Below are 23551 nucleotides of genomic sequence, written 5' to 3' on the forward strand. Positions count from 1 at the left end.
GACAAGCCGCCGCCGGCAGATGAGCGCACAGCCGAGGGACAGGAAGGCTGCGTGGATGTCGTCGACGCGGCCACCGGCGACACCCGCTGGACGGCCGAGGTGCCGGTCGGCCTGGGGCGCGGGGTGAGTTCGCTGGCCGCCGCGGACGGCGGCGTGTACGTGGGGACCAACGACGAATACGCCCGGGTGCCCGTGGCGGCCGCCGGTTCGGCGGTGTTCCGGGGCAGCGGCAGCGGGCTGCACGCGCTGGGCGCGCTCCCGTCGGCGTGAGGGCGCCCGGGGCCTGACCGGATGGGGCCTGGCTGGGTGACGCGCGGAGTGGGAAGTCGGCCGGCCCGACTTCCCACTCCGTTCTCATGCCTGTGCGGTCATCCCGGGCGTGCCGGGTGTCCGGGGGTTCCCGGTCGTCAGTAGATCTTGATCCAGATGATCTTGTGGATGGACGGCTGGCCCGGGTTCCACTGGCTCCACTTGTTGAGGGTCACGCTTTCCAGTCGCGGGTCGTCGAGATTGCGCTGGAACTGGAACGTCACCGTGTTGTTCCCGGACTGGACCCAGTTCACGCCGTAGATGGCGACGGGGACCTCGCCGGCGTTCGCGAAGCACAGGGTTTCGCGGCCGTCGCCGTTGTGGATTTCCAGGTAGTCCCGCTGGTTGCAGTCCGTACGGTTGATGGACAGGCTGTCGGCCGTGGTCGGCGCGGCCAGGGCGGGTGCGGCGGCGGCCAGCAGGGCGGCGGCCGCGACGGCGGCGACGCCGAGGGTACGGCGCGTGGACAGGCTCATGGAGCTCTCCTTCTCGCTGCTTCTCCGTATTCGGGCGCATGGTCGGGTCCCGTCGCTTTCCCCGGAACCCGAATCAACCGTCGCGTACATGACATATCGAACGGGAGGGCATTCTCGGCCAACTTCGTTCACCTATGGACCGTACAAAGAGGAGGACTCTCCACTTCCGCAAAGAGCAATTCCCGGCAAATCCCTGACAAATACGGGGAATCACAATCCCCGCGCCGCCACATCGACCTCGCGTTGTACGTCTCGAAGCTGGAAAGCTGGGCGAACGCGCTGGACAGGCTCGACGCCGGCGAAGATATCGCCTGGATGGAGATGAGCAGAGGGCCGTCGATCTTCATCCAGCTCACCCACCAGAAGCAGCGTTCCGCCGACTCCCCGGGTGCACGGGAATACCTGGACAGCTTGCTCGGCCGCCCGTGCGACCGCACCCCAATGAGCGTCGTCGCGAACCTCGTTGTCCTGGACCCGGGCCCGACCGCCCCGGACTTCTACGGCGACGTGGAAGCCGTGCTCTACGGGCTACGCTACGCCCACTCGGAGGCGGCCCCGGAGGAGAACTTCGGGCACCTGCCCGAGTCGATCGCCCGCCGGGCCCGGCGGATCGCCGAGGTCCTGGCCGAGGAGTACCAGCCGCAGCAGGTCTGACCTGCCATGACCTTCACCGGCAGAGGCGGCCGATCCTACGGGTCGCCCCTGCCGCCCATCCCGCTGGCCAGCGCCGCCCCGCGCCGCACGACCGTCAGCGTCTCGACGAGAACATCGTGCTTCTGAGGGGCACTGGGCGGCGACGACATGCCTGTCAGCCTTCACCCTACGTCGGGCTCCGCCTCATTTCGGTTTTCCCGGCGGGCTGCGCCCATGGCCGAGGACGTCTCACCCTCCCTCCGTAGGCCAGTTCAGAACGAACGATCGCCTCCACCTGCCCGCCGGTCCGAGGGAAGCGGTACGGCTTCACCCACCGTTGACCGGCTTCCTCGCGGCCCAGTTGCCGCCGTCGTCAGTCACGTACCACTTGCCGTCGCCGACGACGTCCACCGCCACACGGGCGCCGCTTCCTTCCGCCAAGGCCGTCGGGCGCGTGCCGGAGGCCACCGGCGGACACCCGACCGGTGACTCGAACAGGTCCTGCCTGCGGCTCCACAGGCCGCGGGGATCCCCCAGGCTCGTCACCTGGAGGTGCCGGCTGCCACGGTCGACAGCGAAGACGCTGACACCGGCGCTGCGCACAAGCACGGTCGGCGTCTCCGCCGAGGTGATCCCGCACGCCGCCGTCAGATCAACGCTGCTCGGCGCCGTAACCATGCCGCCCGACGCCTTATCCGAGCGCGCGGCCCACAGGTGGCCGTCCTCCTTGTCCACCGTGAACAGCAAGGTGACCCCCTGGAAGACCGCCACCGTCGGCGCCGTCCCGGCCGCAGGCCGGTGAACCGTGTCGGACAGGCGGGTGCTGGACCACGCGTCGCCCCTGGCCCCGCTGTTCCACTCCCGGAGGCCGCCGTCGGCGTCCACCGTGTAGATCCGGGTCGTACCAGTCAGTGGGTCGTAGACCGCCGCCGGCGCCACGTTCGGATCGACCGGTATCCCGGGATCCGTCCTGGGCAGGTCCTGGGTCATCCAGTGCTGCTCCGGGCCGTCCATCAGGTACGTCTCCTTCAGGCGCTTGGTGTCCCGGTCGACGGTGAAGACACTGACCCTCTGGCCACGAACCACTACCGCAGGAGTGCTGTTCGACACCGGCGCCTTGTTGTCCCCGGTGAGGTCGTACGCGTCCCAGCTCTCGCCGATCTTCCGCAGGCTCACCTCCAGCAGATGTCCTGCACCATCCACCACGTACACCCTGGTGATCCCGCCGTGAGAGACAGCAACCGGCTGCGTCCCCTTGGCAACGGACGGGACCAGCGCCGTTCCGCCCTTCTCAATGGTGTACGCGGGATCCCACTGCCACCGCTTGAATGTGGTGTCGTAATAGAACTCCTTCATCGGGCCACCGTCCGCCGCCGAGTAGAAGCTGATGTGCTCGGCATTGACCACCGCCGAGCCTGCCTGTGTACCGGCTATGGCCGCATCCGCACCCACCTGTGGCTGCGCCGTGGCGGCCCTGGCCAAGCAGTCGCCGTCGCTCTGGCGGAGCAGGGCCCAGGACAGCCCCGCGGCCGCCACCGCCGTCGCGGTGCCGATCGCGATCAACGACCTCCGGCGGCTCCTTGCTGTTCCCCGCTGGACGGGGCTGGGGACGACCGCACCGTCGGGCACGGTGGGCGGGTGGGGTACAACCTCGCCATCGGGCACGGTCGGCGGATACGCCGCGACCGCACCGTCGGGCCCCACCGACCGGCCCTCCGCCGGACGGTAGGCCGCCCCCTGCCCGACCCCGTCCCCGAGGAAGGCCAGCGCCCGCACCGCGTCCGGCCGCGCCTCCGGCGCCTTGGCCAGCAGAGCGGCGAGCAGCGGCGCCAGCCGACCGGCCCGAAGTGGCGGGGGAACCTCTCCCAGCGTGATCGCGGCCATGATGGCCACCGCCGTGTCGCGCCGGAACGGCGATATCCCCTCCAGCATTTCGTACAGCGTCACCCCCAGGCTGAACACGTCGACGGCCGGGGTGTCCCGGCCTCCGTCGAACCGCTCGGGCGCGACGTACTCCAGCGAGCCGACGAAGGAGCCGGTGGCCGTCAGCTTGGTGTCGGCGTGGTTCTTCGCGATGCCGAAGTCGGTGAGCAGCACGGTGCCGTCATCCGCGAGCATGATGTTCGAGGGCTTGACGTCCCGGTGGATGATCCCGATCCGGTGCGCCGCCGCGAGCGCGCGCAGCACGCCTCCGGCGATCCCGGCCGCCTCTTCGACCGGCAGCACTCTGCGGCTGCGCAGCTCCTGGGCCAGGGAGCGGCCGCGCACCAGGCGCATCACCGTCCACGGGCCACCGTCCTCGGTGACCACGTCGTGCACGGCAACGATGTTCGGGTGGTCGCGCAGAGCGGCCGCGTGACGCGCTTCCGCGATCGCGCGGGCGACTGCCTCCTCGTGCCCTCCTTCGGAGCCGCCCTCGTCGAGCTGCAGTTCCTTGATCGCCACATCGATGTTCAGCACCTCGTCCCGAGCGGCCCACACCTGCCCCATGCCCCCGGCACCCAGCGGGCGGTCGAGCCGGTACCTCCCGCCGACAAGTCGACCCGGCGCGGAAAGCGGCCCCATGTCTTGCCCCCTAAGGGAATTGACGAAACATCAGTTGGGCCGGAAGCCTACAGAACGTACCAGGAGGTAACCTCCGGAACGGCGACCGGCACCATCAACGTCCGAAACGACACGCGGACTCCGAAGCACGCCCCGCTCCGCATCTGCCGAGGGCGGCACTGACGACCGCGAGGCCGTCGACCCCACGGCCAGAGGTCACCGGCACCCGGCGAGCCGGTTGTCGTCCACACCCTGTGCAAGCGCCGCCAGCTGATCCGGGTCGGCCAGCTCGGTCAGCCCGTGCACGGCGGCGTCCATCCGGTCCGGGGAGTCCATCGTCGCCACCCACGTCACCATCTGCCCTTCCAGTTCCGGGAAGTGCCCGACGTGGTGGACGCGGCCCTGCTCGTACAGCTGGGCCACCGGTTCGGCCCTCAGGCGTTTGCCGACCTTGGCGTTGACCTCCAGCAGCATCGGCATCAGCACGCCGCGGGTCCGGCCCTCCCTGGCCAGCTGCTCCCAGGCCTGCCTGACGATCGTCTTGGCCATCGCCCCGCCGTAGTTCGCCTCCACCACGATGGCGTCGGCCTGGAGGTCGAGCGCCAGTTGGCAGGCCCGCAGGCCCCAGTCGTTGGGGCCGAGGGTGCCGGACTCGTCCGCGAGGACGTACAGCTCCTCGTTGAAGTCGGCGGCCAGACCGATGATGCCGGTCTCGTCGTTGACCTCGCTGTCGCCGCCGGAGGGGTCGACGGCGACGACGATCCTGGCCATCTCCAGGCCGCCGAACTGCACGGGGGTGACCCTGGCGGTGTCGATCCACCCGCGCTTCCACGCCCCGCCCTCCTCCGGGCGGGGCTTCTGCATGTACAGCGACCACCACACCCGCTCGCCGACGGCGCGCCGGATCGCCGCCAGTGCCTTGCGCCCGTACCGGGCAGGCCACAGCAGTTCGCCGATCTTCCGGCCGAGGGCGTCGCCCGGGCTGTCCGCGACAGCGGGCAGGTCGATGATCGTCCAGTCGGAGGCGGTCTCCCCCGTGAGGATGCGTCCGGCGAGATCGTCCTCGTCCCAGCGGGTCTGGATGACGATCACGCTGCCGCCGGGCTCGACGCGGGTGAGGAGGACGGCCTGCCACCACTCCCACAACCTGCGCCGCATCGTCGGGCTTTGGGCGTCGGCGGCGTCCTTGATCGGGTCGTCGATGATGGCGAGGTTCGCGCCCTTGCCGGTCAGACCGCCGCCGGCCGCGAACATGCCGCCTCCTTCGAGAGGATGTCGAACCTGTTCGCCGCCTTCGACCCCGGGTGCAGGTACAGGCCGAGCTGTTCGCCCCACGTCGTGATCGCGTCCCTGATCCACCGGCCGTGGTCATCCGCGAGGTCGGAGGAGTACGAGGCGATCATCACCCGGTGGTCCGGGCGCTGCAGCAGGTACCACAGCGGCGCCCACCGTGCGGCCCTTCGCGACTTGCCGTGCCGGGGCGGCATGGTGAGCAGCAGCCGGATCGACTCCCCGGCGGCGATCCGGCGGAACGCGTCGTCGATCAGGTCCAAGTGCGCGGCCTGCATCTCCCGCCCGTCGGTGAGCAGGGCGGCCAGCGAACCGGGCGAGTGCCGCATCGCTATCTCGCGCTCGACCTCGGCGAGTTGGGCCCGGAGCTTCGGCGTCGCCCACCGGGCGATCTCCCGACGCCGGTCGGCGGGCAGTCGCCGTACTGCTCGACCAGGCCTGCCCGGGCACTCACTCCTGTCCCCCGGCGCCGGCCGGGTCGGTGATCGCGATGAGCCGGGCAAGTTCGTCGGCGGTGACCTCGACCTCGATCGGCCCGCCGTCCTGGCCGGTGATCTCCACCCGCGGCGGCAGGCTGATCCCGCGCAGCTTGTCCTGGCGCTCCATGATGCGCAACGCCCGGTCGATTGCGGGGAGTTCGCCGTCCCGTACGGCCTTGCGGTAGGCGACCATGAACAACCGGTCGAGGCGGGCCTCGTGGAGTGCCCGAGGTTCCTCGGTGTCGTCCTGCGAGGAACTGATCCGGTGCTCCAGGGCCGCGCCGACGTCCCGGTTGACTGAACGGATCAGCGTCTCGTCGTCCGGGCTTGGACGACCCCGGGAGTACAGCTCGTGCCCGTACCCGCACGGGTAGGCGACGCGGTCGGTGTTGACGGCCGGGTCGGCGGCAAGCTTGCGGCCGACCGTCAGCGGGTCAGGGCCGGCGAGGCGCAGTTCGACGCCATTGGCGCGCCGCCGGGCGATGGCGGCGCGCTGCGCCTTGGTAGGGCGAGGCGTGGGCGCAGGTCCTTCGTGGTGCGCCCCCGCGCCACCACCCATGATCCCCTACTACGCGCCGTCCTCCCGAAGCTCGGCACCTCGCCAACCAGTCACGGAGTAGAGTGCGCCCATGCAGCCGATCGAGCTGGACGGCATCAAGTCCGGTGCCATGCAGTCAGTCCAGGCCGCAGCACAGTTGCGGGTGAAGGAGCAGCGCGAACTCCCCATCAGCGCGGCGCGCCCGTTCGAGTTGTGGGGCGAGCCACGTCCCACCGGAGCAGTGCCCGGCGGCGACCCCCAGGGGCTTGGAGAGACCTTCGCCCGCGTTACCCAGGATGTTCAACGCATCTATGACTTCCTGCAAGACGTCCTGGACCTGGATATTCATCACGTGGTCGCAACGGTGCTCGCCGCCCACCACGACCTCGGATAGGTCTCTCCACGCTTCCAGGCGAACAACACCGGGATCACCAAGCTGTATGTTCCAACCGGAGGCGGGAAGACAGAGACCTACCTTGACCTGCTACTGGCCGCTTCTCTGACCGGTGTTGTTGGAGAAATTGCCCAGCGAGCGGGCCGGACTCTCCGGCACACCTTCATCAATACCCTGTGTCAAGTCGAGTCCGGGTACCTTCTCGCGGCGAACTCCCGCGCCCTCGACCAACTTCGCGACCTCACCGGCCCCGTGCGACTTCACCACCGACCGGGACGACCGGAACCCAGCCGGGCTGACCCAGCCGTCGCCGCGCGCCTTGGGCCCGTCCTGTCGCAGCTCGTCGTGAGGGCCGACGGTTCCGAACACTCCACGATTGCAACGGAGTTCGCCTTCCAGGAGGCGCCCCTGTGCATCGCGCGAGTCCACGCCAACCCCTCAGTCCAGTTGTGCCAGTCCCTCGGTGGCGATCTGCTCGAACACGGTGGGATCGGCCGCGAAGGGCGAGTCCGGGACCGGCCAGTGCACGACCAGCTCGGTGATCCCCAACTCCCGGTACGTACCCGCCCATTGGACGAAGGCGTCGAGTGACGCGAGCGGGCGTTCACCGGTGAAGCCCTGGACGAGCAGCTTGTCGAGCGAGCCCGGGTCGCGCCCCTCAGCCTCACAGGCGGCGGCCAGCGCCGCCGCCTGCGCTGCCACGACACCCGGGGCCCGGGCCGCCGGAACGTCCGGGTCGGCCGGGTCCCCGCATGTGACCCACCCCTGGCCGTACCGTGCCGCCGTCCTCAGTCCGCGCGGGCCGGTCGCCGCCACGCAGAACGGCACGCGCGGACGCTGGAGGCGGCCGGGGACGCTGCGGGCCTCGACTGCCGTGCAGTGGCGGCCGGCCCGCGTCGTCGCGTCCCGGCGCAGCAGTTCGTCCAGCAGGGGTACGAACTCGGCGAAACGGTCGGCCCGTTGCCTCGACGTCCAGGCCCCGCCGCCGAGGACCTGGGCGTCGAAGCCCGTGCCCCCGGCGCCGACACCGACCGTCAGCCGCCCGCCCGCTATGTCGTCGAGCGCCGTCAACTCCTGTGCGAGGGACACGGGGTGGCGGAAGTTGGGACTGGTGACGAGAGGCCCGAGGCGGATGCGTTCGGTGGCGGTGGCGGCGGCCGTGAGCGTCGGGACGGCACCGAACCAGGGCTCCTCGCGGAACGACTCCCAGGACAGGTGGTCATAGGTGTAGGCGGCGTGGAAACCGAGTTCCTCGGCCCGCCGCCAGAGCTTCTGTCCCTCACTCCACCGGTGGACAGGGAGGATCACGGTGCTGAGGCGCATGCGCCGACTGTAGCGAGGCGCTCCCCAGGGCCGTGCTTCGCCGACCGGACCGGCCTCGAGGTGGACGGGCCTGCCCGAGCGACGCCCGGCGCACGGCGCCCGACACCCGTACTCGAACGCCGTCGCCACGAGGGCTGTCGCGGTCGTGCACCCCGTCGTGCGCTCGTCGTGCGCCGATGGAGAACAGGCCAGGGCCGACGGGTGCGGCGGGGCGTGGCCTGTTCTCGCTCTGGTGACGGCCGTCACAGGCTGGCATGCTCTGTGCGCGGAGCGATCACGGCCTGCGTTCGTACGACTTCCATCCGTGAGCAGGCCTGCCCGCGATCATCGGGAGACCCAGTCCGTGCCGGCACGCCCGGCCGTACGAAGGGAAAGACCTTGACCGGTTCCGTACACCGCGAGCCCCGGCCCGCGACCTCGCTGACGGCGGATCTGAACGCCGCGATTCCCGTGCCGTCGCCGGACCAGGACCCGGAGGCGGCGCTCGCCGCCCGCGGGCTCATCCAGGCGCTGCCCGCCGATCTCACCGTCGACCGGGCCGGCAGCGAGGTTCCCGCGTGGCGCCTGGGCCCGTACGCGTTCCTGACGGGGCAGGCGCCGGACACCGTCAACCCCAGTCTGTGGCGCAACGCGCTGCTGAACATGAACACCGGCCTGTTCGAGGTCGTCGAGAACGCCGTCTACCAGGTCCGCGGGATGGACCTGTCCAACATCAGCTTCCTGGAGGACCCCACCGGCGCCTCCCGGGACATCGTGGTGGTGGACCCGCTGATCAGCGAGGAGTGCGCCAAGGTCGCCCTCGACCTCTACCGGGCGCACCGCGGCGAGGACCGCAGGATCTGTGCGGTGATCTTCACGCACTCCCACCTCGACCACTACGGCGGCGTGCTCGGCCTCTTCGAGGACGGCGTCCTGCCGGCCGAGGTCGACGTCATCGCCCCCGACGGGTTCCTGGAGCACGCGGTCAGCGAGAACGTCTACGCCGGGAACGCCATGCAGCGCCGGGCGCTGTTCATGTACGGCACGCTCCTGGAGCGCTCCGCCCAGGGGCAGGTTGACGCCGGCCTGGGCAAGACCAACTCGGCCGGTGCCTCGGGGCTGCTGGCCCCGACGGTCACCATCACCTCGGACACCGCCGTGAGGGGCAACGTCCTCACCTTCGGGCCGATCAACCTGGAGTTCCAGCTCACCCCCGGCACCGAGGCCCCGGCGGAGCTCAACTTCTACCTGCCCGACGTGCAGACCCTCTGCATGGCCGAGAACGCCACGCCCACCCTGCACAACCTCTACAGTCTGCGCGGCGCCCAGGTCCGCGACGCCAAGGCGTGGTCCCAGTACCTCAACCAGTCGATCGAGTGGTACGGCGAGCGCTCGACGACGCTCTTCGCCAGCCACTTCTGGCCCCGCTGGAACACCGCGGAGACCCCGGACGCGATCGTCTCCTTCCTCACCAGCCAGGCCGACCTCTACCGCTACCTCCACGACCAGTCGCTGCGCCTGGCCAACCACGGCCGGACGATCACCGAGATCGGCGAGGACCTCGACGGCGACATGCCCGACAGCCTGACCGGGCAGTGGTTCAACCGCGGCTACTACGGCACCGTCAACCACGACAGCAAGGCCGTCTACCAGCGCTACCTCGGCTGGTACGACGGCAACGCCGCCCACCTCCACACCCTGCCCCCCGAGCAGGCCGGCTCCCGCTACGTCGACGCGCTGGGCGGCACGGCGAAGGTCGTCGAGCTCGCCCGGCAGGCCTTCGACGACGCCAAGAGCGCCGAGGACTACCGCTGGGCGGCAGAACTGCTCAGCCACGCCGTCTTCGCCGACCCCACCCACGTCGAGGCCCGGCTGCTGGAGGCCGACGTCCTGGAACAGCTCGGCTACCAGGCCGAGAGCGGCCCCTGGCGCAACTTCTACCTCGCCGCCGCCCACGAACTGCGCACCCGGCCCGCCGACGGCACCCCCGGGCTGCCCTCCCCGCAAATCATCACCGAGCCCGTCCTGGCGGCCATGACGCTGGAAATGCTCTTCGACTACGTCGGCATCCGCCTCAACGGACCCGAGGCCGCCGACCACCCCCTCACCCTCGGCTTCACCATCACCGACGGACTGCACGGCGACCCGCACCGATGCACCGTCCGGGTGCGCAACGGTGTCCTCGTCTACACCCCCCGGGAGGTGTCCGACACCGCCGACGCCACCTACACCGTCACCCGTGCCGGCCTGAACAACCTCGCCGTCGGCACCGCCACCCCCGAGCAGCTCCAGGCCGACGGCGACCTCACCGTCACCGCCGGCACCCTCGAACCCCTCGACACCCTCACCGGGCTGCTCGACACCTTCGAGTACTGGTTCGGCCTCACCACCCCCTGAGTCCTCCGCCGCACCACGAACCCGTACGCCCGGCCGGCGGCTCGCTGGGCCACCGCGTTCGTGGGCGGCGACGGCGGATTCAACCGGGACAGGACCCGAGAGCCTGCTCCGGCGACGGCCCGTGCCGCTCCGCTCGGCGGCACGGGCCGTCGCATCCGCACCCACCCCAGCAGCTCCACCGATGCCGCCCACGTGCTGCGACGAAGCCGCTTCGTCGTGTCGACGGTGAACGGTGACGGCGCGGGGCCCGCGCCTTGATCTCACGCTCGGGGGCGAGGACGGCCTCGGTGAGGGCGGCTCGGTCACTCCTACCAGACGAGGCGGTCGCCGTCGGTGCCGGGCTTGTTCACGCCGAGGTTCTCGCGCACGTGCTCGCCGGGGTGGGCGACGAGGTCGGCGACGAGCGCGGCGACGCTCTTGCGGGAGACCGTGGTGCCCTTGAACGGCTCGTCGCGCTGGGTGAGTTCGTAGGAGACCTCGTCGGCGTCGGAGAGCCAGGCCGGGCGCAGCACGGTGTAGTCGAGCGACGATGCTTCGACCGTGTCGGAGGCGGCCGCGTAGGTGTCGAGCGTGGAGGCGCCGATGGTGGCGCGGTTCCAGCGGCCGAACTCTCCGGGCACCTCTTGGTGGATGCCCAGCGCGGTCACGAAGATCAGGCGCTTGACGTCCTCGGCTTCCATGGCGGCGACGATGGCCCGGGCCTGTTCGTCGATGTTTCCGGCGAGGTTCGCGTAGACGACGTCCTGTCCGCGCACTGCTTCGGCGAGTGCCGCACGGTTGGTCGCGTCACCCTCGATCACGGTCGCACCGGCGGGAACGGTGCCGATGTGGTTCTTGTTGCGGGCGAAGAGCGTCAGCGTTGCGCCCTGGTCGGCGAGCATGTCGATGGCCCAGGAGGCGATCTGCCCGGACGCACCGAGCACGAGGACGTTGGTCATGATGATCCCTTTCGCGGGCAGTGGGTCAGGCGAGGTGGGAGGTGAACCAGCCCTCCAGCGGGGTGCCGTCCTGGGAGGGAAAGGTGACGTCCTCGTAGGCGAGGCCGTACTCGTCGGGTCGGCGCAGTACGGGGACGCGACCGGGCCTGTGCGGAGGACAGGCCTTGCTCAGAGGTGCTTGCTGAAGAACGGGATGAGGGCCTCCAGCGCGGGCCCGACCGCCTCGGGCTTGTCGTAGAGGTCGTAGTGCGAGACGTCGGGGATGATGAGCAGTTCCTTGTCCTTGGACGCGGCGAGGTCGAAGACCGTGTGCGCGTCGCGGTAGGCGCCGAACTCGCCCGGCTTGTTGCCGACGACGAGCAGCAGCGGCTGGGTCAGCAGCTTGTCCGCCAGGTGGTAGGCGTCGAACCAGACGGTGGACGCCATCGAGGAGAACGACCACAGGTTGGTCCCGTGCGGGTGGGCGCCACGCGGCGTCTTGTAGTACTCGGTGGCTTCCGCGACGTCGATGTGCAGCGGCGGGACGAGGCCGAGCTCCCCGGCCTTGTGGGCCCATGGGCACGGACGCGAACCGCAACGACTCGGCCAGTTCCTCAAGGCGCGGCGCGCCGAACTGAGCCCCGAGACGCTCGGGTTGCCCTCCGACGGCCGGCACCGGCGCGTTCCCGGCCTGCGCCGCGAGGAGGTCGCCCAGCTCGCCTCCATCAGCGTCGAGTACTACACCCGGGTCGAGCAGGGCCGCCTCAAGGCGTCCGCCCCCGTCCTGGCGACCCTGGCGACAGTGCTGCGCCTGAACCAGGACCAGCGGTCCTACCTCCTCGAACTGGCCGGCAAGGACGCTCCGCGCCCGCGCCGCCCGCACACGCAGAAGGTCAGGCCGCAGACCCTGCGCCTCCTCGACCTGCTCGGCGCACCCGCGATCATCCTCGGCCGCCGGATGGACATCCTGGCCTGGAACCCGCTCGCCGCGGCCCTGCTGACCGACTTCTCCCGGCTTCCCGACAAGCAGCGCAACTACGCCCGGCTCGTCTTCTCCGATTCCGAGATCAGGGAGCGCTACGGGAACTGGGAGGCCATGGCGCCGGACTGTGTCGCCTTCCTGCGGATGGAAGCCGCACGCCATCCGGACGACCCGCGGCTGAGCGAACTGGTCGGCGACCTGGCCATCAAGGACAGCCACTTCCGTCAGTGGTGGGCCGCCCACAACGTCGCCGCCCAGACCGCCGGCGTCAAGAAGCTCAACCACCCGCTCGTCGGAGAACTGACCCTGGACTGGGAGACGCTCGCCTGCGCCACCGATCCGGACCAGCAGATCGTCGTCTGGACGGCGGAACCGGGCACCCCCAGTCACGAAGCCCTGGCCTTCCTGGCCTCCTGGGTCACCACCCAGCCCTCCACACCCGCTCCCCCGGACGCCGGAGAGCCCGCCCGTTCGGCCCAGCCCGGCCGGCACCACGACCGCCGCTGAGGTTCGCCCGCTCTGCCACCTGATACTCCGAGGCCGGCTCTCGGTCATGTGCGCACGCGCGCACCCCCGAAGCCCTCTACGATGCTCTGGTGAGCACCAGCACGCAGGCCGCATCTGCACATCCCTCGCAGCAGTCGCCCGAGGGTGGCGAGCGCCTGGAGGTTGCCGCCGCCGTCCTGGGACTGCTCGCCGACCGCACCCGGCTGGCCCTGCTGGAGCGGCTCGGCCGCGGCGAGGCCGACGTGACCACCCTGGTCCGGTCGACGGGCGCCGCCCGCACCTCGGTCAGCCAGCACCTGGCCAAGCTGCGGCTGGCCGGCCTGGTCACCACCCGCAAGGAAGGCCGCCACGTCGTCTACGCACTGCGCCACGGCCACCTGCGCCGCCTGGTCGACGAGGCCCTGAACGTCGCCGACCACCAGATCGGCTCCCTGCCGCCGCACGACTGACCCCACCCGCACCCCGTCCGCCGCCGACTCCTCCTCAACATGTGCAGATGTGTGCACATGTTGCCTATGCTGGAGGTGTCGACCGCACGCCGAACCAAGGACGGGGCCCGATGCTGTCCGTACTGCGCAACCGCACCTACCGCCACCTGTTCACCGCCCAGGTCGTCGCCCTGGTCGGCACGGGCCTGGCCACGGTGGCCCTGTCGCTGCTCGCCTACGACCTCGCGGGCGCCAACGCCTCGGCGGTGCTGGGCACCGCGCTGGCGATCAAGATGGTCGCCTACGTGACGATCGCCCCGCTCGCGGGCGCGGTGGCCGGACGCATACCGCGGCGGGCGCTGCTGGTGGCGATGGACCTCACCCGGGCCGGTGTCGCCGTCGCCCTGCCGTTCGTCGACCAGGTCTGGCAGATCTACGTCACGGTCTTCCTGCTCCAGGCCGCCTCCGCCGCCTTCACCCCGACCTTCCAGGCCACCATCCCCGAGGTGCTGCCCGCCGAGAAGGACTACACGCAGGCGCTGTCGATGTCCCGGCTCGCCTACGACCTGGAGTCGCTGTTCAGCCCGGCCCTGGCCGCCGTGCTGCTGAGCGTGGTGTCGTACGGCTGGCTGTTCACCGGGACCACGCTCGGCTTCCTCGCCTCCGCCGCCCTGGTCGTCTCGTCGGTTCTGCCCAAGGCGGCCCCGGCCGAGCGCGGCGGCGGTGTGTACGCCAAGGCCGCTTTCGGCTCCCGGCTGTTCTGGGCCACACCCCGGCTGCGGGCACTGCTCGCGCTCGACCTGGCGGTGGCCGCCGCCGGCGCGATCGTGTTCGTGAACACGGTCGTCGTGGTGCGCGAGCACTTCCACCGTCCGGCCGGGGCGGTCTCGCTGGCCCTGGGCGCCTACGGCGCGGGCTCGATGATCACCGCGCTGCTGCTGCCCCGGCTGCTGGCGAAGGCGAGCGACCGCCGGGTGATGCTGCCCGCCGCCCTGGCCCTGCCCGCGATCCTCGCCGCCGTCACCGCGATCACCGCCGCGCCGGCGGGCACGGGCACGTGGATCGCCCTGCTGGCGGCCTGGGCGCTGATCGGGGCGGCCGGCTCCGCAGTGCTCACCCCCGGCGGGCGGGTGATCCGCCGCTCGGCCGCCGACGCCGATCTGCCTGCCGCGTTCGCCGCCCAGTTCTCGCTCTCCCACGCCTGCTGGCTGCTGACCTACCCGCTGGCAGGCTGGGTCGCCGCCGCGGCCGGGCTGCCGGTCACCGCCCTCGTTCTCGGTGTCATCGCGCTCGCCGCGGCCCTCGGCGCGGTGGTGCTGTGGCCCAGGCACGACCCTCAGGCCTTCGAGCACGTGCACACCGACCTGCCCGCCGACCACCCGCACCTCGCGGGCGCCCACCAGGCCCGCGGCGGCTTTGAGCACGGCCACCGCTACGTCATCGACCAGCACCACAGCGCCTGGCCGCACGCCGCCCGCGGCCGCGCGGCCGCGGGCCACTGACAGCCCGAGCGCTTCCTGCTCAGGCGGGTTCGCGGCCCGGCAGCAGAGCCCGTTCGACGTACCCGTGGAGGCCAGGTGCCACCCTCCGGCGCACCGGCATTCGGCCGACTCCGCCGGGCGAGCGGCGCCGGTGCGCGCCTAGCGTGGCCTCCTGGGGGGCCGCTGAGCGTTCTCTCGGGTCCGCCGGTCCCGTCCCGGGCGTCCGGACCCGCCCCTCCAGGAGGCAGTACATGAGACTTCGGGCATGTCCGAGCGCGCTGGCCACCGCCGCGCTGACCATCGGCCTCACCGCCGCCGCACCGCCCGCGCACGCGGCGGACCACCCGCCGTTCCTGGACCGGTTGACCACCGTGTCGCCCGTCGCGTCCACCGTCCCGGCCAACGGCGACGTGAACCCGTACGGCACGTTCACCCTCCGGGAGAGCATCGGCGACCTGCACCGGGGCTCCGTCCTGGTCAGCAACTTCAACAACTCGGCGAACCCGCCCGCCGGCGAGCAGGGCCGGGGCACCACCCTGGTCCAGATCGCCCCGGACGGCACCGCGAGCACCTTCGCCACCATCGACCCGAACAACCTGCCCGGCCCCTGCCCCGGCGGCGTCGGCCTGACCACCGCACTGACCGTGCTGCCCGGAGGCTGGGTCGTGGTGGGCAGCCTGCCCACCACCGACGGCACCTCCGCCACCGCCCAGGCCGGCTGCCTGCTGGTGCTCGACAAGCACGGCACGGTGCGCGAGACGTTCGCCGGTGATGGCATCAACGGGCCGTGGGACATGACCGCGGTCAGCTTCGACCGGCGCGGGGAACACGGCGAACACCGGACCCAGAGCGAACTGTTCGTCACCAACGTGCTCAACGGCACGGTCGCCGGCGGCGGCGCGGAGGTCGACCGGGGCACCGTGCTGCGGATCACCCTGTGCACCGAGGGCGACGCCCCGCCCGCCCGCGTGGCCACCACCGAGATCGGCTCCGGCTTCCCGGAACGCACCGACCCGGCCGCGCTGGTGGTGGGCCCGACCGGTGTCGGCCTCGGCCGGGACGGCACGCTCTTCGTCGCCGACACCGTCCTGAGCCGGATCACCGCGCTGCCGCACGCACTGACCCGCACCGACAGCGCCGGCCTGGGGCGGATCGTCAGCACCGGCGGCAACCTGAACGGCCCGCTGGGCCTGGTCGTCGCCCCCGGTGGCGACATCCTCACGGTCAACGCGGGCGACGGGAACATCGTCGAGACCACCGAAGCCGGCGAACAGGTGGCGGTCAAGCAGATCAACAGCGAGGGCACCCCGCCGGGTGCGGGCGCACTGTTCGGCCTGGCCCTCGACCCCGATCACGACGCGGTCTACTTCGTCAACAACGTCGACAACACGCTCGAACTCCTGCACTGACCCGGTCGGACGGGAGACGGGTGACGCCCCGGGCACTGACGTGGCCGGGGCGTCGCCGTTGTCACCGGAGCAGCACAGTGAAACGGACCCACCTCGGATGGTTCGGCCCGGTCGCGCTCGACCCCAGCTCGAACGTCGGCTACGAGGCCCGGACCAGCACGCTCGGCTCCAGCGGCACCGGCTTCACCGAGACGTTCCTCCAGGAGTGGCCGCCCCGGCGCCGGGGCGGGTGTGCGCCCGCCCCGGCCCGTGCCGGGGACCGGGCTCAGTCGCCCGTATCGTCGCCCGCGCCGTCCTCGGCCCGCTGGTCCTCGCTGCTCCCGGCCCTCCAGTACCCCATGAAGCAGACCGCGCGCCGGTCCATGCCCCGCTCCCGTACCAGGTGCCGACGGATTTCCCGTACGGCGGACGCCTCCCCGGCGATCCACGCGTACGGCTCCCCGTCCGGCAGGGCGGCGGCGCCCACCGCCTCCGGGAGACTCGGCGCGCCGTCACGGCGGTGCAGCCACACCGTCTCGCTGTCCGGACGCCCGGCCGGGAGGTAGCCCTCCTCCTCCGGCCCGTCCACCTCGGCGAAGACCCGGACCGGCAGGCCCTCGGGCAGGTCCTCCAGGATGGCGGCGATGGCCGGCAGCGCGGACTCGTCCCCGGCCAGCAGGAGCCAGTCGGCCCCGGCGGGGAGCCTGAACTCGACGCCGCCCGCCTGCTCGACGGCCGGCCCGTAGACCACGACCCGGTCGCCCGGCGCGGCCTTGGCGGCCCAGGCCGAGCCCGGGCCGAGGTCGCCGTGCACGGCGATGTCGATGTCGATCTCGTCGGGGTCGTGGCGCTGGCCTCGCACGGTGTAGGTGCGCAGCACCGGGCGTTCGTCCAGCGGCATCTCCCGCCAGCTGTGGTACCAGCCGAACTCGCCGTCGCCCGGCGGGATCACGGGCTCGGACTGGCCGGGGAGCGGCAGCAGCAGCTTGATCCGCTGGTCGAGGCCGCCGTTGACGAACCCGGTGAGGCTCTCGCCGGTGAGCGTGATCCGGACGAGGTGCGGGGTGAGCGCCGTGGTGCGGGCGACGCGCAGGGGGAAGAGCGCGAAGCGGGCGGGGGCGGTGACGGTGGACAGGGTGGCCTCCTTCGGGCGTGCGGGCGGGTGCCGTGAGCGTGACGGGCGCACGCCGCCGACACCTTCGACCTTAGGTGAGGCTAACCTAATTTCAGCCCGGAGTGCGGCCCTCAGCGTTCCGCCGCGGCCTGCTTCAGCGCCTCGTGGGTGGGCGAGTCCTCCTCCGCGGTCAGGACGACGAGTTCGAGGCCATCGGTGCCGGGGATGACGTAGGCGGTGTAGTCCAGGTCGAGCCGTCCTGCCCGTGGATGGCGGAATCCGTGGCTTCCGGTGGCCGGTCCACGGACGTCGTGCTCCTCCCAGATCTGGGCGAAACGGCTGCTGCGCGCGGTGAGGTCGGCCACCAGCCGCCTGCCGCGTTCGTTGCGCGGATCGGCGGCCAGCGCGTGGCGCAGGCGGTGCACGTTGCCGCGCGCCGTCTTCTCCCAGTCCGTGAGGAGTCGGGGCGCCCGGGGGTCGCAGAAGACGAACCACGCGAAGTTCCGGTGCGCGGACGGGAGTTCGGCGTAGTCGAGGAGCAGCCAGGCCTCGGCGTCGTTCCACGCGAGGATGTCGCGCATGGGGGTGACCACGTGTGCGGGCCACGGGGTGAGGGAGTCGAGGAGCCGCAGGGTCGCTTCCGGGACGCCCGGGACCGTACGGGCGACCGGGCCGGCCTGGTGTGTCGGGCCGCCGGTGGCGAGGCGGTGGAGGTGTCGGCGAGCGTCGGCGTCGAGTTGCAGGGCGCCGGCGAGGGCATCCAGGACATCGGGGGAAGGCCGCCGCTGACGGCCCTGTTCGAGCCGGGTGTAGTACTCCGGGCTGATGCCCGCGAGGGTGGCGACCTCGGCTCTGCGCAGTCCGTTCAGGCGGCGGGAGCTGGTCCGGGGCAGTCCGGCGGCTTCCGGGGTCAGCCGGGCCCGGCGTGTACGGAGGAAGTGGGCCAGTTCGGGGAGTGCCGCGGACGGTGCCATGCGTCGAGTATCGGCCCGCTCCCACGACCGGGGGTAGCCCTGGCAGGGCCACCCCCGGCGGTGCCTGCCCGCGGCGGTGTCTCGTCGGGGTGCGCGCCGCCGCTCAGACTGGCTGCCGCTGGTGCCGCACGACGCGGGCGGCCCCGGTCACCGGCGGGCCGGATCGGCCGCGCCGGTGGGTCCGCGCGTCCTCGTCCCTGGAGCCCGCACATGCCCGCACGTCCCGGTGAACCGTCCTCGCCCGCCCTGTCCTCGCCCGCCCTGTCCTCGCCCGTTTCGTCCTCGTCGGTGTCCGGCGCTCCGGCGCCCGTCCGGTACGCGCCCCTGGCGGTGCTGAGCGCGGCGGCCGGCCTGGACGCCGGCGGCGTCGCCGTACTCAACAGTGCTCTTCCCTCGGTGGGCGCGCGGTTCGGTACGTCGGCGCAGAACCTGTCCTGGGCGGTGACCGGCTACGCACTCGCGTTCGCGGGTCTGCTGCTGTGCGGCGGGGCCATGGCGGACCGGCTCCGGCGCCGGCGGGTGCTCGTCGCCGGCCTGGCGACGGTGGCGGCGGGCGCCGCGCTGGCGTTCGCCGCACCCGAGTTCTGGGTGGTCGTGGTGGGACGCGTCCTCCAGGGAGCGGGGGCGGCGATCACCATGCCCGCGGCCACCGCGCTGCTGACCTCCGTGTATCCCGACGGACCGGCGCGCGCACGGGCGTTGGGCGTGTTCTCCGCCGCGCAGGCGGGCTGCTACGGAGCCGGCCTGGTCCTCGGCGGTGTGGTCACCAGCGCCTTCGGCTGGCGCTGGGTGTTCGCCCTGCAGGCCCTGGCGGCGGCCCTCACCGCCGCGGCCGCCGTGCGGTGGCTGCCACCGGGCGCACACCGGCGCCGGGGCCCCCTGGACCTGGTGGGGGCCACCGCGCTGGTGGCAGCGATCACCCTGACCGTCTTCAGCGCGGACACGGGCTCCCGCCCCGGAGGCGGCCCGCTCGCGATCGCGATGCTGGCGGCCGCCGCGGCCACCGCCTACGCGTGGTGGAACCGCGTCCGCACCCGCGGCGGGGCCGCCGTCCTGCTGGACCGGGACCTGCTGCGCACGCGCGGCGTGCGAACCGCCGCCGTGGTGGCCTGCGCGTTCTACTTCTGCGTCACCGGCTCGCTGTTCCTGCTGCCGCTCTACCTCCAGCAGGTGCGCGGCCTGTCCCCCGCCTCCTCGGGCCTCGCGGTCCTTCCCGTCAGTGTGGCCGTCGCCGCCGCCGCGCTGGTCTCCGGGCGGCTGATGAAGACCCGCGGACCACGCCCGCTCCTGGCATCGGGCCTCCTGCTCACCGCCGGCGGGGTGCTGATGTGGTGCGCGGCGGGGGAACACAGCCCTTACGGCGGCCCGGTCCTGGCCGGCCTGATCGTCACCGGCATCGGGCAGGGCCTGGCCTTCCCCGCCATCACCGTCACCGGCCTGCGCAACGTGCCGGACCGGGCCCACGGCACCGCCTCGGCCGTCACGGCCACCGCGCTGCAGATCGGCAGCGGCATCGGCCCCACCGTCCTCGCCGGGATCGCCCAGACCGTCGGCGCGGCGGGGCACAGCGACCTGCCGCTGCGCGGCCACCACCTCGCCTACGCCGCGGCGGCCGGACTCCTGCTGCTCGTCGGCCTCCCCGCCACGGCCCGTCTCGCGAAGCGGGGCGGCTGACGCGGCCGCGCCGGGGGCCGTCCGTGACGCCTGCGGGCTCGTACGGGGGCGGCGCGCGCTCGCGCCGCCCCCGTAACGGCTCGTGGGCCGTACGGACCGTACGGCCCGTACGGTCCGGGCCTACGAGGTCGCCGGGGTGGCGAGGCGGCGGAGTTCCTTCTTGTCGGGCTTGCCGGTGTCGGTGAGGGGCAGCACATCGGCGAAGTCGACGACGTCGGGCACGTACATCTCGCCCCGGCCGTCGCGGACCAGGGTCCGCAGCTCCTGCGCCGTCACGTCCGCCCCGGGGTCGGGCACCACGGTGGCGTGGATGCGTTCGTGGCCGCCCTCACCGCGCACCCCGTAGACGGCGCACTGCCGTACACCGGGGTGGGTGTGGAGGAAGTCCTCGAGTTCGGAGGTGTACACGTGACCACCGACGACGGCGATCATGTCCTTGATCCGGTCGACGACGGCGAGGTAGCCGTGCTCGTCGAGCCGTCCGAGGTCGCCGGTGTGCACCCAGCCGCCCCGCAGGACCTCGGCGGTCAGCTCCGGGTTCTTCCAGTAGCCCTCCATCGCGTACTCGGACCGGACGCAGATCTCGCCGATCTGCCCGGCCGGGACCGCGCGGTCGGCCTCGTCGCGGATCTCCACCTCGACGCCGTCGGCCGGCGAGCCGGCCGTGCGCAGCAGGTCGAGGCGGTCCGGGTCGTGCTCGGCGGCGGGCAGAACGCTGACGATGCCCGCCTCGAACTGGCCGTAGGCGTGCTGGAACACCCGGCCGAAGCGGCGGACCGCCTCGGCGATGCGCACCGGCGAGGAGGGCGTGCCCCCGTACGTGATCTGGCGGAGGCTGGAGAGGTCGGTGGATCCGGCGTCGGGGTGGTCCAGCACCTGGTAGAGCAGCGGGGGCAGCAGGAAGATGTCGGTGATGCGCTCGCGGGCGACGGTGGCCAGGATCTCGCCGGGGTCGAAGCCGTAGTGGAGCACGACCGTGCCGCCGTTGGCGAGGGTGCCGTCGGCGATGAATCCGGCCGCGTGCGACAGAGGCGTGCACACCAGGTCCCGCCGCCGCTCACCGGTGATCAGGGCGTTGAGCCAGTTCCCCTGCATCCGGGCGAAGGAGCTGAGGATGCCCTTGGGGTGGCCGGTGGTGCCGCCGGAGTGGCGGATGAAGCACAGGTCGCCCGGCCGGGCGGCGCTGGCCAGTGGCTCGTCCGGCTGGGACGCGGCCAGGGCGAGAAGGTCGTCGCCCAACTCCGCCTCCCCGTCGCCGGTTTCGCCGAGGACCAGGACGTGCTTGACCGGCACCGCGGCCGCGAGGAGCGCGGCGCGCTCGGCGAGGCGGGGGTCGACGATGAAGGCGTAGGTCTCGACGTCGGCCATGATCCGGGCCTGGACGTCGGTGCCCAGCCGGATGTACAGGTGGTTGAAGTGCGCGCCCAACAGGTTGACGGCGTAGCGGACCGCGACGGTCTCCGGGATGTTGCCGCACAGCAGGGTCACGGTGCGGCCGCGCTCCACGCCCCGCTCGCGCAGCGCACGGGCGAGCCGGTGGACGAGGGAGCGGAACTCCGCGGCGCCGAGCCGTCGTTCGCCGCTGACCAGGACCGCCTGCCCCGGTTCGTCCGCCAGTCCGTCGAGGACGGTCTCCACGTAGTTGCGGAACTCGGGTTCGCCGTCGCCGGCGGGGTCGGCCGGGCGCGCCTCGGACGTGTTCATCGCTGCTGGTCTCCTTGTGACGAGGAGGCACGCGTCGCCCCGGCTCCGGGGCGACTCGTGCACGGAGGGCTTGTTCGCCCTCCGTCAACTACCCACACCGAGGCGGGTTGTACGCGTGGCCGGGCGCACCCACCGCCCGCCGGGTCACCGCCCGGCCGCGTAGCCCTGCATGCCGCGCGGGTCCGCGGCGGCCGACAGGAGCCCGGTGCGCGGATCGCGGGCCACCGCGCAGACGCGGCCCTCGCTCCACGGCCCGGAGATCCGCAACCGGTGCCGACGCCGACGCAGTTCGGCGATGACGGCGGCGCCGACCCGCTCCTCGACGACGACCCGGGCCGGGTCCGTGGCGTGCGGGTGGAACGAGGACGGGAAGCCCTCCTGATGCCAGTTCGGGGCGTCGACGGCGCCCTGAAGGTCGAGGCCGCCACGCACCGACGGGCGCAGGGCGACGGCCAGGAAGAAGTGCAGGCCCCACTGGTCCTGGGCGTCCCCACCCGGAGTGCCGAACGCCAGCACGGGCTCGCCGTCCCGCAGCGCCAGCGAGGGGGACAGGGTCGTGCGTGGACGGCGGCCGGGGGTGAGGGAGTTGGGCAGTCCCGGTTCGAGGTGGGCCATCTGGAGGCGCGTCCCGAGCGGGAAGCCCAGCTCGGGGACGACGGGGCTGGACTGCAGCCAGCCGCCGCTGGGCGTGGCGGAGACCATGTTGCCCCAGCGGTCGACCACGTCGACGTGGCAGGTGTCGCCGTTGGTGGCCCCGTCGGCGGCGACGGTGGGAGTGCCCGGGTCGCTGGAGGTGCTCGGACCGGTGGTGGCGGTCGGCTCGCCCGCACCGAGCGCCATCGCCCAGTCACCCGCCTCCGGGGCCGCGACCGCGTGTCGGCCGAGCCGTGGCAGCCGCCCGCCGGGCATGCCCGGGCGCAGCTCGGCCGAGGCGAACTCGCCGATCAGCATGCGGCGTTCGGCGTTGTAGGCGGGATCGAGCAGGTCGGCCACCGTGACGTCGGCGTGTTCGGTGTTGTCCCCGTACCAGGCCTCCCGGTCCGCCATCGCCAGCTTGCCGCCCTCGATCAGCGCGTGCAGGTACTCCGGGCTGCCGTACTCCGGGGCGGACCGTCCGAACTCATCCGGGAGCAGCGCGAGTTGCTGGAGGAGGACCGGCCCCTGGCTCCACAGCCCCGGCTTGCACACCGTCCAACCGCCCCACTCGTAACCGACCGGTTCCTCGTACGTCGCCTCGAAGGCCGCCAGATCGCCGCCCGTGAGCACCCCCGCGTGCGGCACGCCCGAGGTGTCCATCGCCGGCCGCGCGGCGAACCCGGCCAGCGCGGCCGCGACGAACCCCTCCCGCCAGACCCGCCGCGCCGCCTCGATCTGCTGCTCACGCGCCGCTCCGGCGGCCTCCGCCTCCGCCAGCAACCGCCTCCAGGTGTCGGCGAGGCGGGGGTTGCGCATCAGCGCGCCCGCTGCGGGCGGGCGGCCGTCCGGCAGGTAGAGCGCCGCCGAGCTCGGCCAGTGCCGCTCGAACTGCTCGCGCACCACCGAGACCGCCGCCCCGATGGCCGGCAGCGCCGGATACCCGTGCGCCGCATAGCCGATGGCGTACTGCAGCACCTCGGACAGGCGCTTGGTGCCGTGGTCGCGGAGCAGCAGCATCCAGGCGTCGAACGCACCGGGGACGGTGGCGGCCAACGGCCCGGTGCCGGGCACCTCGTCGAGGCCGAGCGAGGCGAAGTGCCCGATGGTCGCCCCGGCGGGTGCCCCGCCCTGGCCGCAGAGCACCTGCGGGCGTCCCCCCGCCGGGGCGAGGATGATCGGCACCTCACCGGCCGGACCGTTCATGTGCGGCTCGACGACCTGGAGCGTGAAGCCCGCGGCCACGGCGGCGTCGAAGGCGTTCCCGCCGTCCTCCAGCACCGCCATCGCCGCCGCGGTGGCCAGCCAGTGGGACGAGGCCGCCATACCGAAGGTGCCCTGCAGGGTGGGGCGGGTGGTGAACATGCGCGTCCTCCTTGGGTTCGAC

At 72.3% G+C, this 23551-nt stretch carries 21 protein-coding genes; 9 read left to right on the forward strand and 12 right to left on the reverse strand.

All coding sequences use genetic code 11. The features are described from left to right. The first annotated feature begins 51 nt into the window (after positions 1-51). Positions 52-270 (forward strand): PQQ-binding-like beta-propeller repeat protein, encoded by a 219-nt coding sequence (locus ACIRRS_RS00170; RefSeq protein WP_402962474.1) that lies wholly within the window; start codon positions 52-54, stop codon positions 268-270. A 137-nt stretch (positions 271-407) separates the two neighbouring features. Here the strand turns inward: ACIRRS_RS00170 and ACIRRS_RS00175 are convergent, their stop codons facing one another. Continuing rightward, a complete protein-coding gene (locus ACIRRS_RS00175; protein WP_402962477.1) occupies positions 408-785 on the reverse strand; it encodes a beta/gamma crystallin domain-containing protein in 378 nt (125 codons plus the stop codon). A gap of 231 nt (positions 786-1016) precedes the next feature. On the opposite strand from ACIRRS_RS00175, the gene ACIRRS_RS00180 reads away from it, so the two are divergent. Then, positions 1017-1439 (forward strand): DUF5959 family protein, encoded by a 423-nt coding sequence (locus ACIRRS_RS00180; protein WP_402963521.1) that lies wholly within the window; start codon positions 1017-1019, stop codon positions 1437-1439. Between the two features lie 306 nt (positions 1440-1745). Here the strand turns inward: ACIRRS_RS00180 and ACIRRS_RS00185 are convergent, their stop codons facing one another. From ACIRRS_RS00185 to ACIRRS_RS00200, 4 genes are all read right to left on the reverse strand, one after another. Next, positions 1746-3983, reverse strand: coding sequence for a serine/threonine-protein kinase (locus ACIRRS_RS00185; protein ID WP_402962479.1), 2238 nt, complete (start codon positions 3981-3983; stop codon positions 1746-1748). A gap of 195 nt (positions 3984-4178) precedes the next feature. Continuing rightward, positions 4179-5216, reverse strand: coding sequence for a hypothetical protein (locus tag ACIRRS_RS00190; RefSeq protein WP_402962482.1), 1038 nt, complete (start codon positions 5214-5216; stop codon positions 4179-4181). Further along, positions 5192-5581, reverse strand: a complete 390-nt coding sequence (locus tag ACIRRS_RS00195) for a hypothetical protein (protein ID WP_402962485.1) — start codon at positions 5579-5581, stop codon at positions 5192-5194. Before ACIRRS_RS00195 ends, ACIRRS_RS00190 begins: the two co-directional genes overlap by 25 nt. A gap of 121 nt (positions 5582-5702) precedes the next feature. Then, positions 5703-6290 carry a hypothetical protein gene (locus ACIRRS_RS00200; protein WP_402962488.1) on the reverse strand — a complete coding sequence of 196 codons (588 nt, stop codon included), beginning with the start codon at positions 6288-6290 and terminating at the stop codon, positions 5703-5705. Positions 6291-6360: 70 nt separating this feature from the next. On the opposite strand from ACIRRS_RS00200, the gene ACIRRS_RS00205 reads away from it, so the two are divergent. After that, a complete protein-coding gene (locus ACIRRS_RS00205; protein WP_402962491.1) occupies positions 6361-6663 on the forward strand; it encodes a hypothetical protein in 303 nt (100 codons plus the stop codon). Between the two features lie 438 nt (positions 6664-7101). On the opposite strand, the gene ACIRRS_RS00210 is transcribed toward ACIRRS_RS00205, so the two are convergent. Next, positions 7102-7986 carry an LLM class flavin-dependent oxidoreductase gene (locus tag ACIRRS_RS00210; RefSeq protein ID WP_402962494.1) on the reverse strand — a complete coding sequence of 295 codons (885 nt, stop codon included), beginning with the start codon at positions 7984-7986 and terminating at the stop codon, positions 7102-7104. A gap of 378 nt (positions 7987-8364) precedes the next feature. On the opposite strand from ACIRRS_RS00210, the gene ACIRRS_RS00215 reads away from it, so the two are divergent. Next, positions 8365-10362 (forward strand): alkyl/aryl-sulfatase, encoded by a 1998-nt coding sequence (locus tag ACIRRS_RS00215; protein WP_402962496.1) that lies wholly within the window; start codon positions 8365-8367, stop codon positions 10360-10362. Between the two features lie 308 nt (positions 10363-10670). Here ACIRRS_RS00215 and ACIRRS_RS00220 read toward each other — a convergent pair whose 3' ends face one another. Beyond that, on the reverse strand, positions 10671-11300 hold the full coding sequence (locus tag ACIRRS_RS00220; RefSeq protein ID WP_402962499.1) for an SDR family oxidoreductase: 630 nt from the start codon (positions 11298-11300) through the stop codon (positions 10671-10673). A gap of 168 nt (positions 11301-11468) precedes the next feature. Further along, the gene (locus tag ACIRRS_RS00225) at positions 11469-11897 is read right to left on the reverse strand and encodes a hypothetical protein (protein ID WP_402962502.1); all 429 of its coding nucleotides are present in this window, start codon (positions 11895-11897) and stop codon (positions 11469-11471) included. A gap of 37 nt (positions 11898-11934) precedes the next feature. Here ACIRRS_RS00225 and ACIRRS_RS00230 point away from each other — a divergent pair, with 37 nt between their 5' ends. The 4 genes from ACIRRS_RS00230 to ACIRRS_RS00245 all read left to right on the forward strand — a co-directional run bounded on the left by ACIRRS_RS00230 (position 11935) and on the right by ACIRRS_RS00245 (position 16086). Further along, the gene (locus ACIRRS_RS00230; protein WP_402962505.1) at positions 11935-12768 is read left to right on the forward strand and encodes a helix-turn-helix domain-containing protein; all 834 of its coding nucleotides are present in this window, start codon (positions 11935-11937) and stop codon (positions 12766-12768) included. 89 nt (positions 12769-12857) lie between these two features. Beyond that, complete coding sequence (locus ACIRRS_RS00235) at positions 12858-13217, forward strand: ArsR/SmtB family transcription factor (protein WP_402962508.1); 360 nt, start codon at positions 12858-12860, stop codon at positions 13215-13217. 110 nt (positions 13218-13327) lie between these two features. After that, positions 13328-14698 (forward strand): MFS transporter, encoded by a 1371-nt coding sequence (locus tag ACIRRS_RS00240; protein WP_402962511.1) that lies wholly within the window; start codon positions 13328-13330, stop codon positions 14696-14698. Positions 14699-14928: 230 nt separating this feature from the next. Continuing rightward, complete coding sequence (locus ACIRRS_RS00245; protein WP_402962514.1) at positions 14929-16086, forward strand: hypothetical protein; 1158 nt, start codon at positions 14929-14931, stop codon at positions 16084-16086. A 265-nt stretch (positions 16087-16351) separates the two neighbouring features. Here the strand turns inward: ACIRRS_RS00245 and ACIRRS_RS00250 are convergent, their stop codons facing one another. Together ACIRRS_RS00250 and ACIRRS_RS00255 are read right to left on the reverse strand one after the other, a co-directional pair. Continuing rightward, on the reverse strand, positions 16352-17251 hold the full coding sequence (locus ACIRRS_RS00250; RefSeq protein ID WP_402962517.1) for a siderophore-interacting protein: 900 nt from the start codon (positions 17249-17251) through the stop codon (positions 16352-16354). A 59-nt stretch (positions 17252-17310) separates the two neighbouring features. Continuing rightward, positions 17311-18153 carry a helix-turn-helix domain-containing protein gene (locus ACIRRS_RS00255; RefSeq protein WP_402962520.1) on the reverse strand — a complete coding sequence of 281 codons (843 nt, stop codon included), beginning with the start codon at positions 18151-18153 and terminating at the stop codon, positions 17311-17313. Positions 18154-18363: 210 nt separating this feature from the next. Between ACIRRS_RS00255 and ACIRRS_RS00260 the strand changes: the two genes are divergently transcribed. Continuing rightward, entirely contained in the window at positions 18364-19827 is a 1464-nt protein-coding gene (locus tag ACIRRS_RS00260) for an MFS transporter (RefSeq protein WP_402962523.1), read from the forward strand. 120 nt (positions 19828-19947) lie between these two features. Here ACIRRS_RS00260 and ACIRRS_RS00265 read toward each other — a convergent pair whose 3' ends face one another. Together ACIRRS_RS00265 and ACIRRS_RS00270 are read right to left on the reverse strand one after the other, a co-directional pair. After that, positions 19948-21531, reverse strand: coding sequence for an AMP-binding protein (locus ACIRRS_RS00265; protein WP_402962526.1), 1584 nt, complete (start codon positions 21529-21531; stop codon positions 19948-19950). A gap of 144 nt (positions 21532-21675) precedes the next feature. Continuing rightward, positions 21676-23529, reverse strand: a complete 1854-nt coding sequence (locus ACIRRS_RS00270; RefSeq protein ID WP_402962529.1) for a gamma-glutamyltransferase family protein — start codon at positions 23527-23529, stop codon at positions 21676-21678. Positions 23530-23551 lie beyond the last annotated feature (22 nt).

Source organism: Kitasatospora sp. NPDC101183 (assembly GCF_044767945.1).
Lineage (GTDB): Bacteria > Actinomycetota > Actinomycetes > Streptomycetales > Streptomycetaceae > Kitasatospora.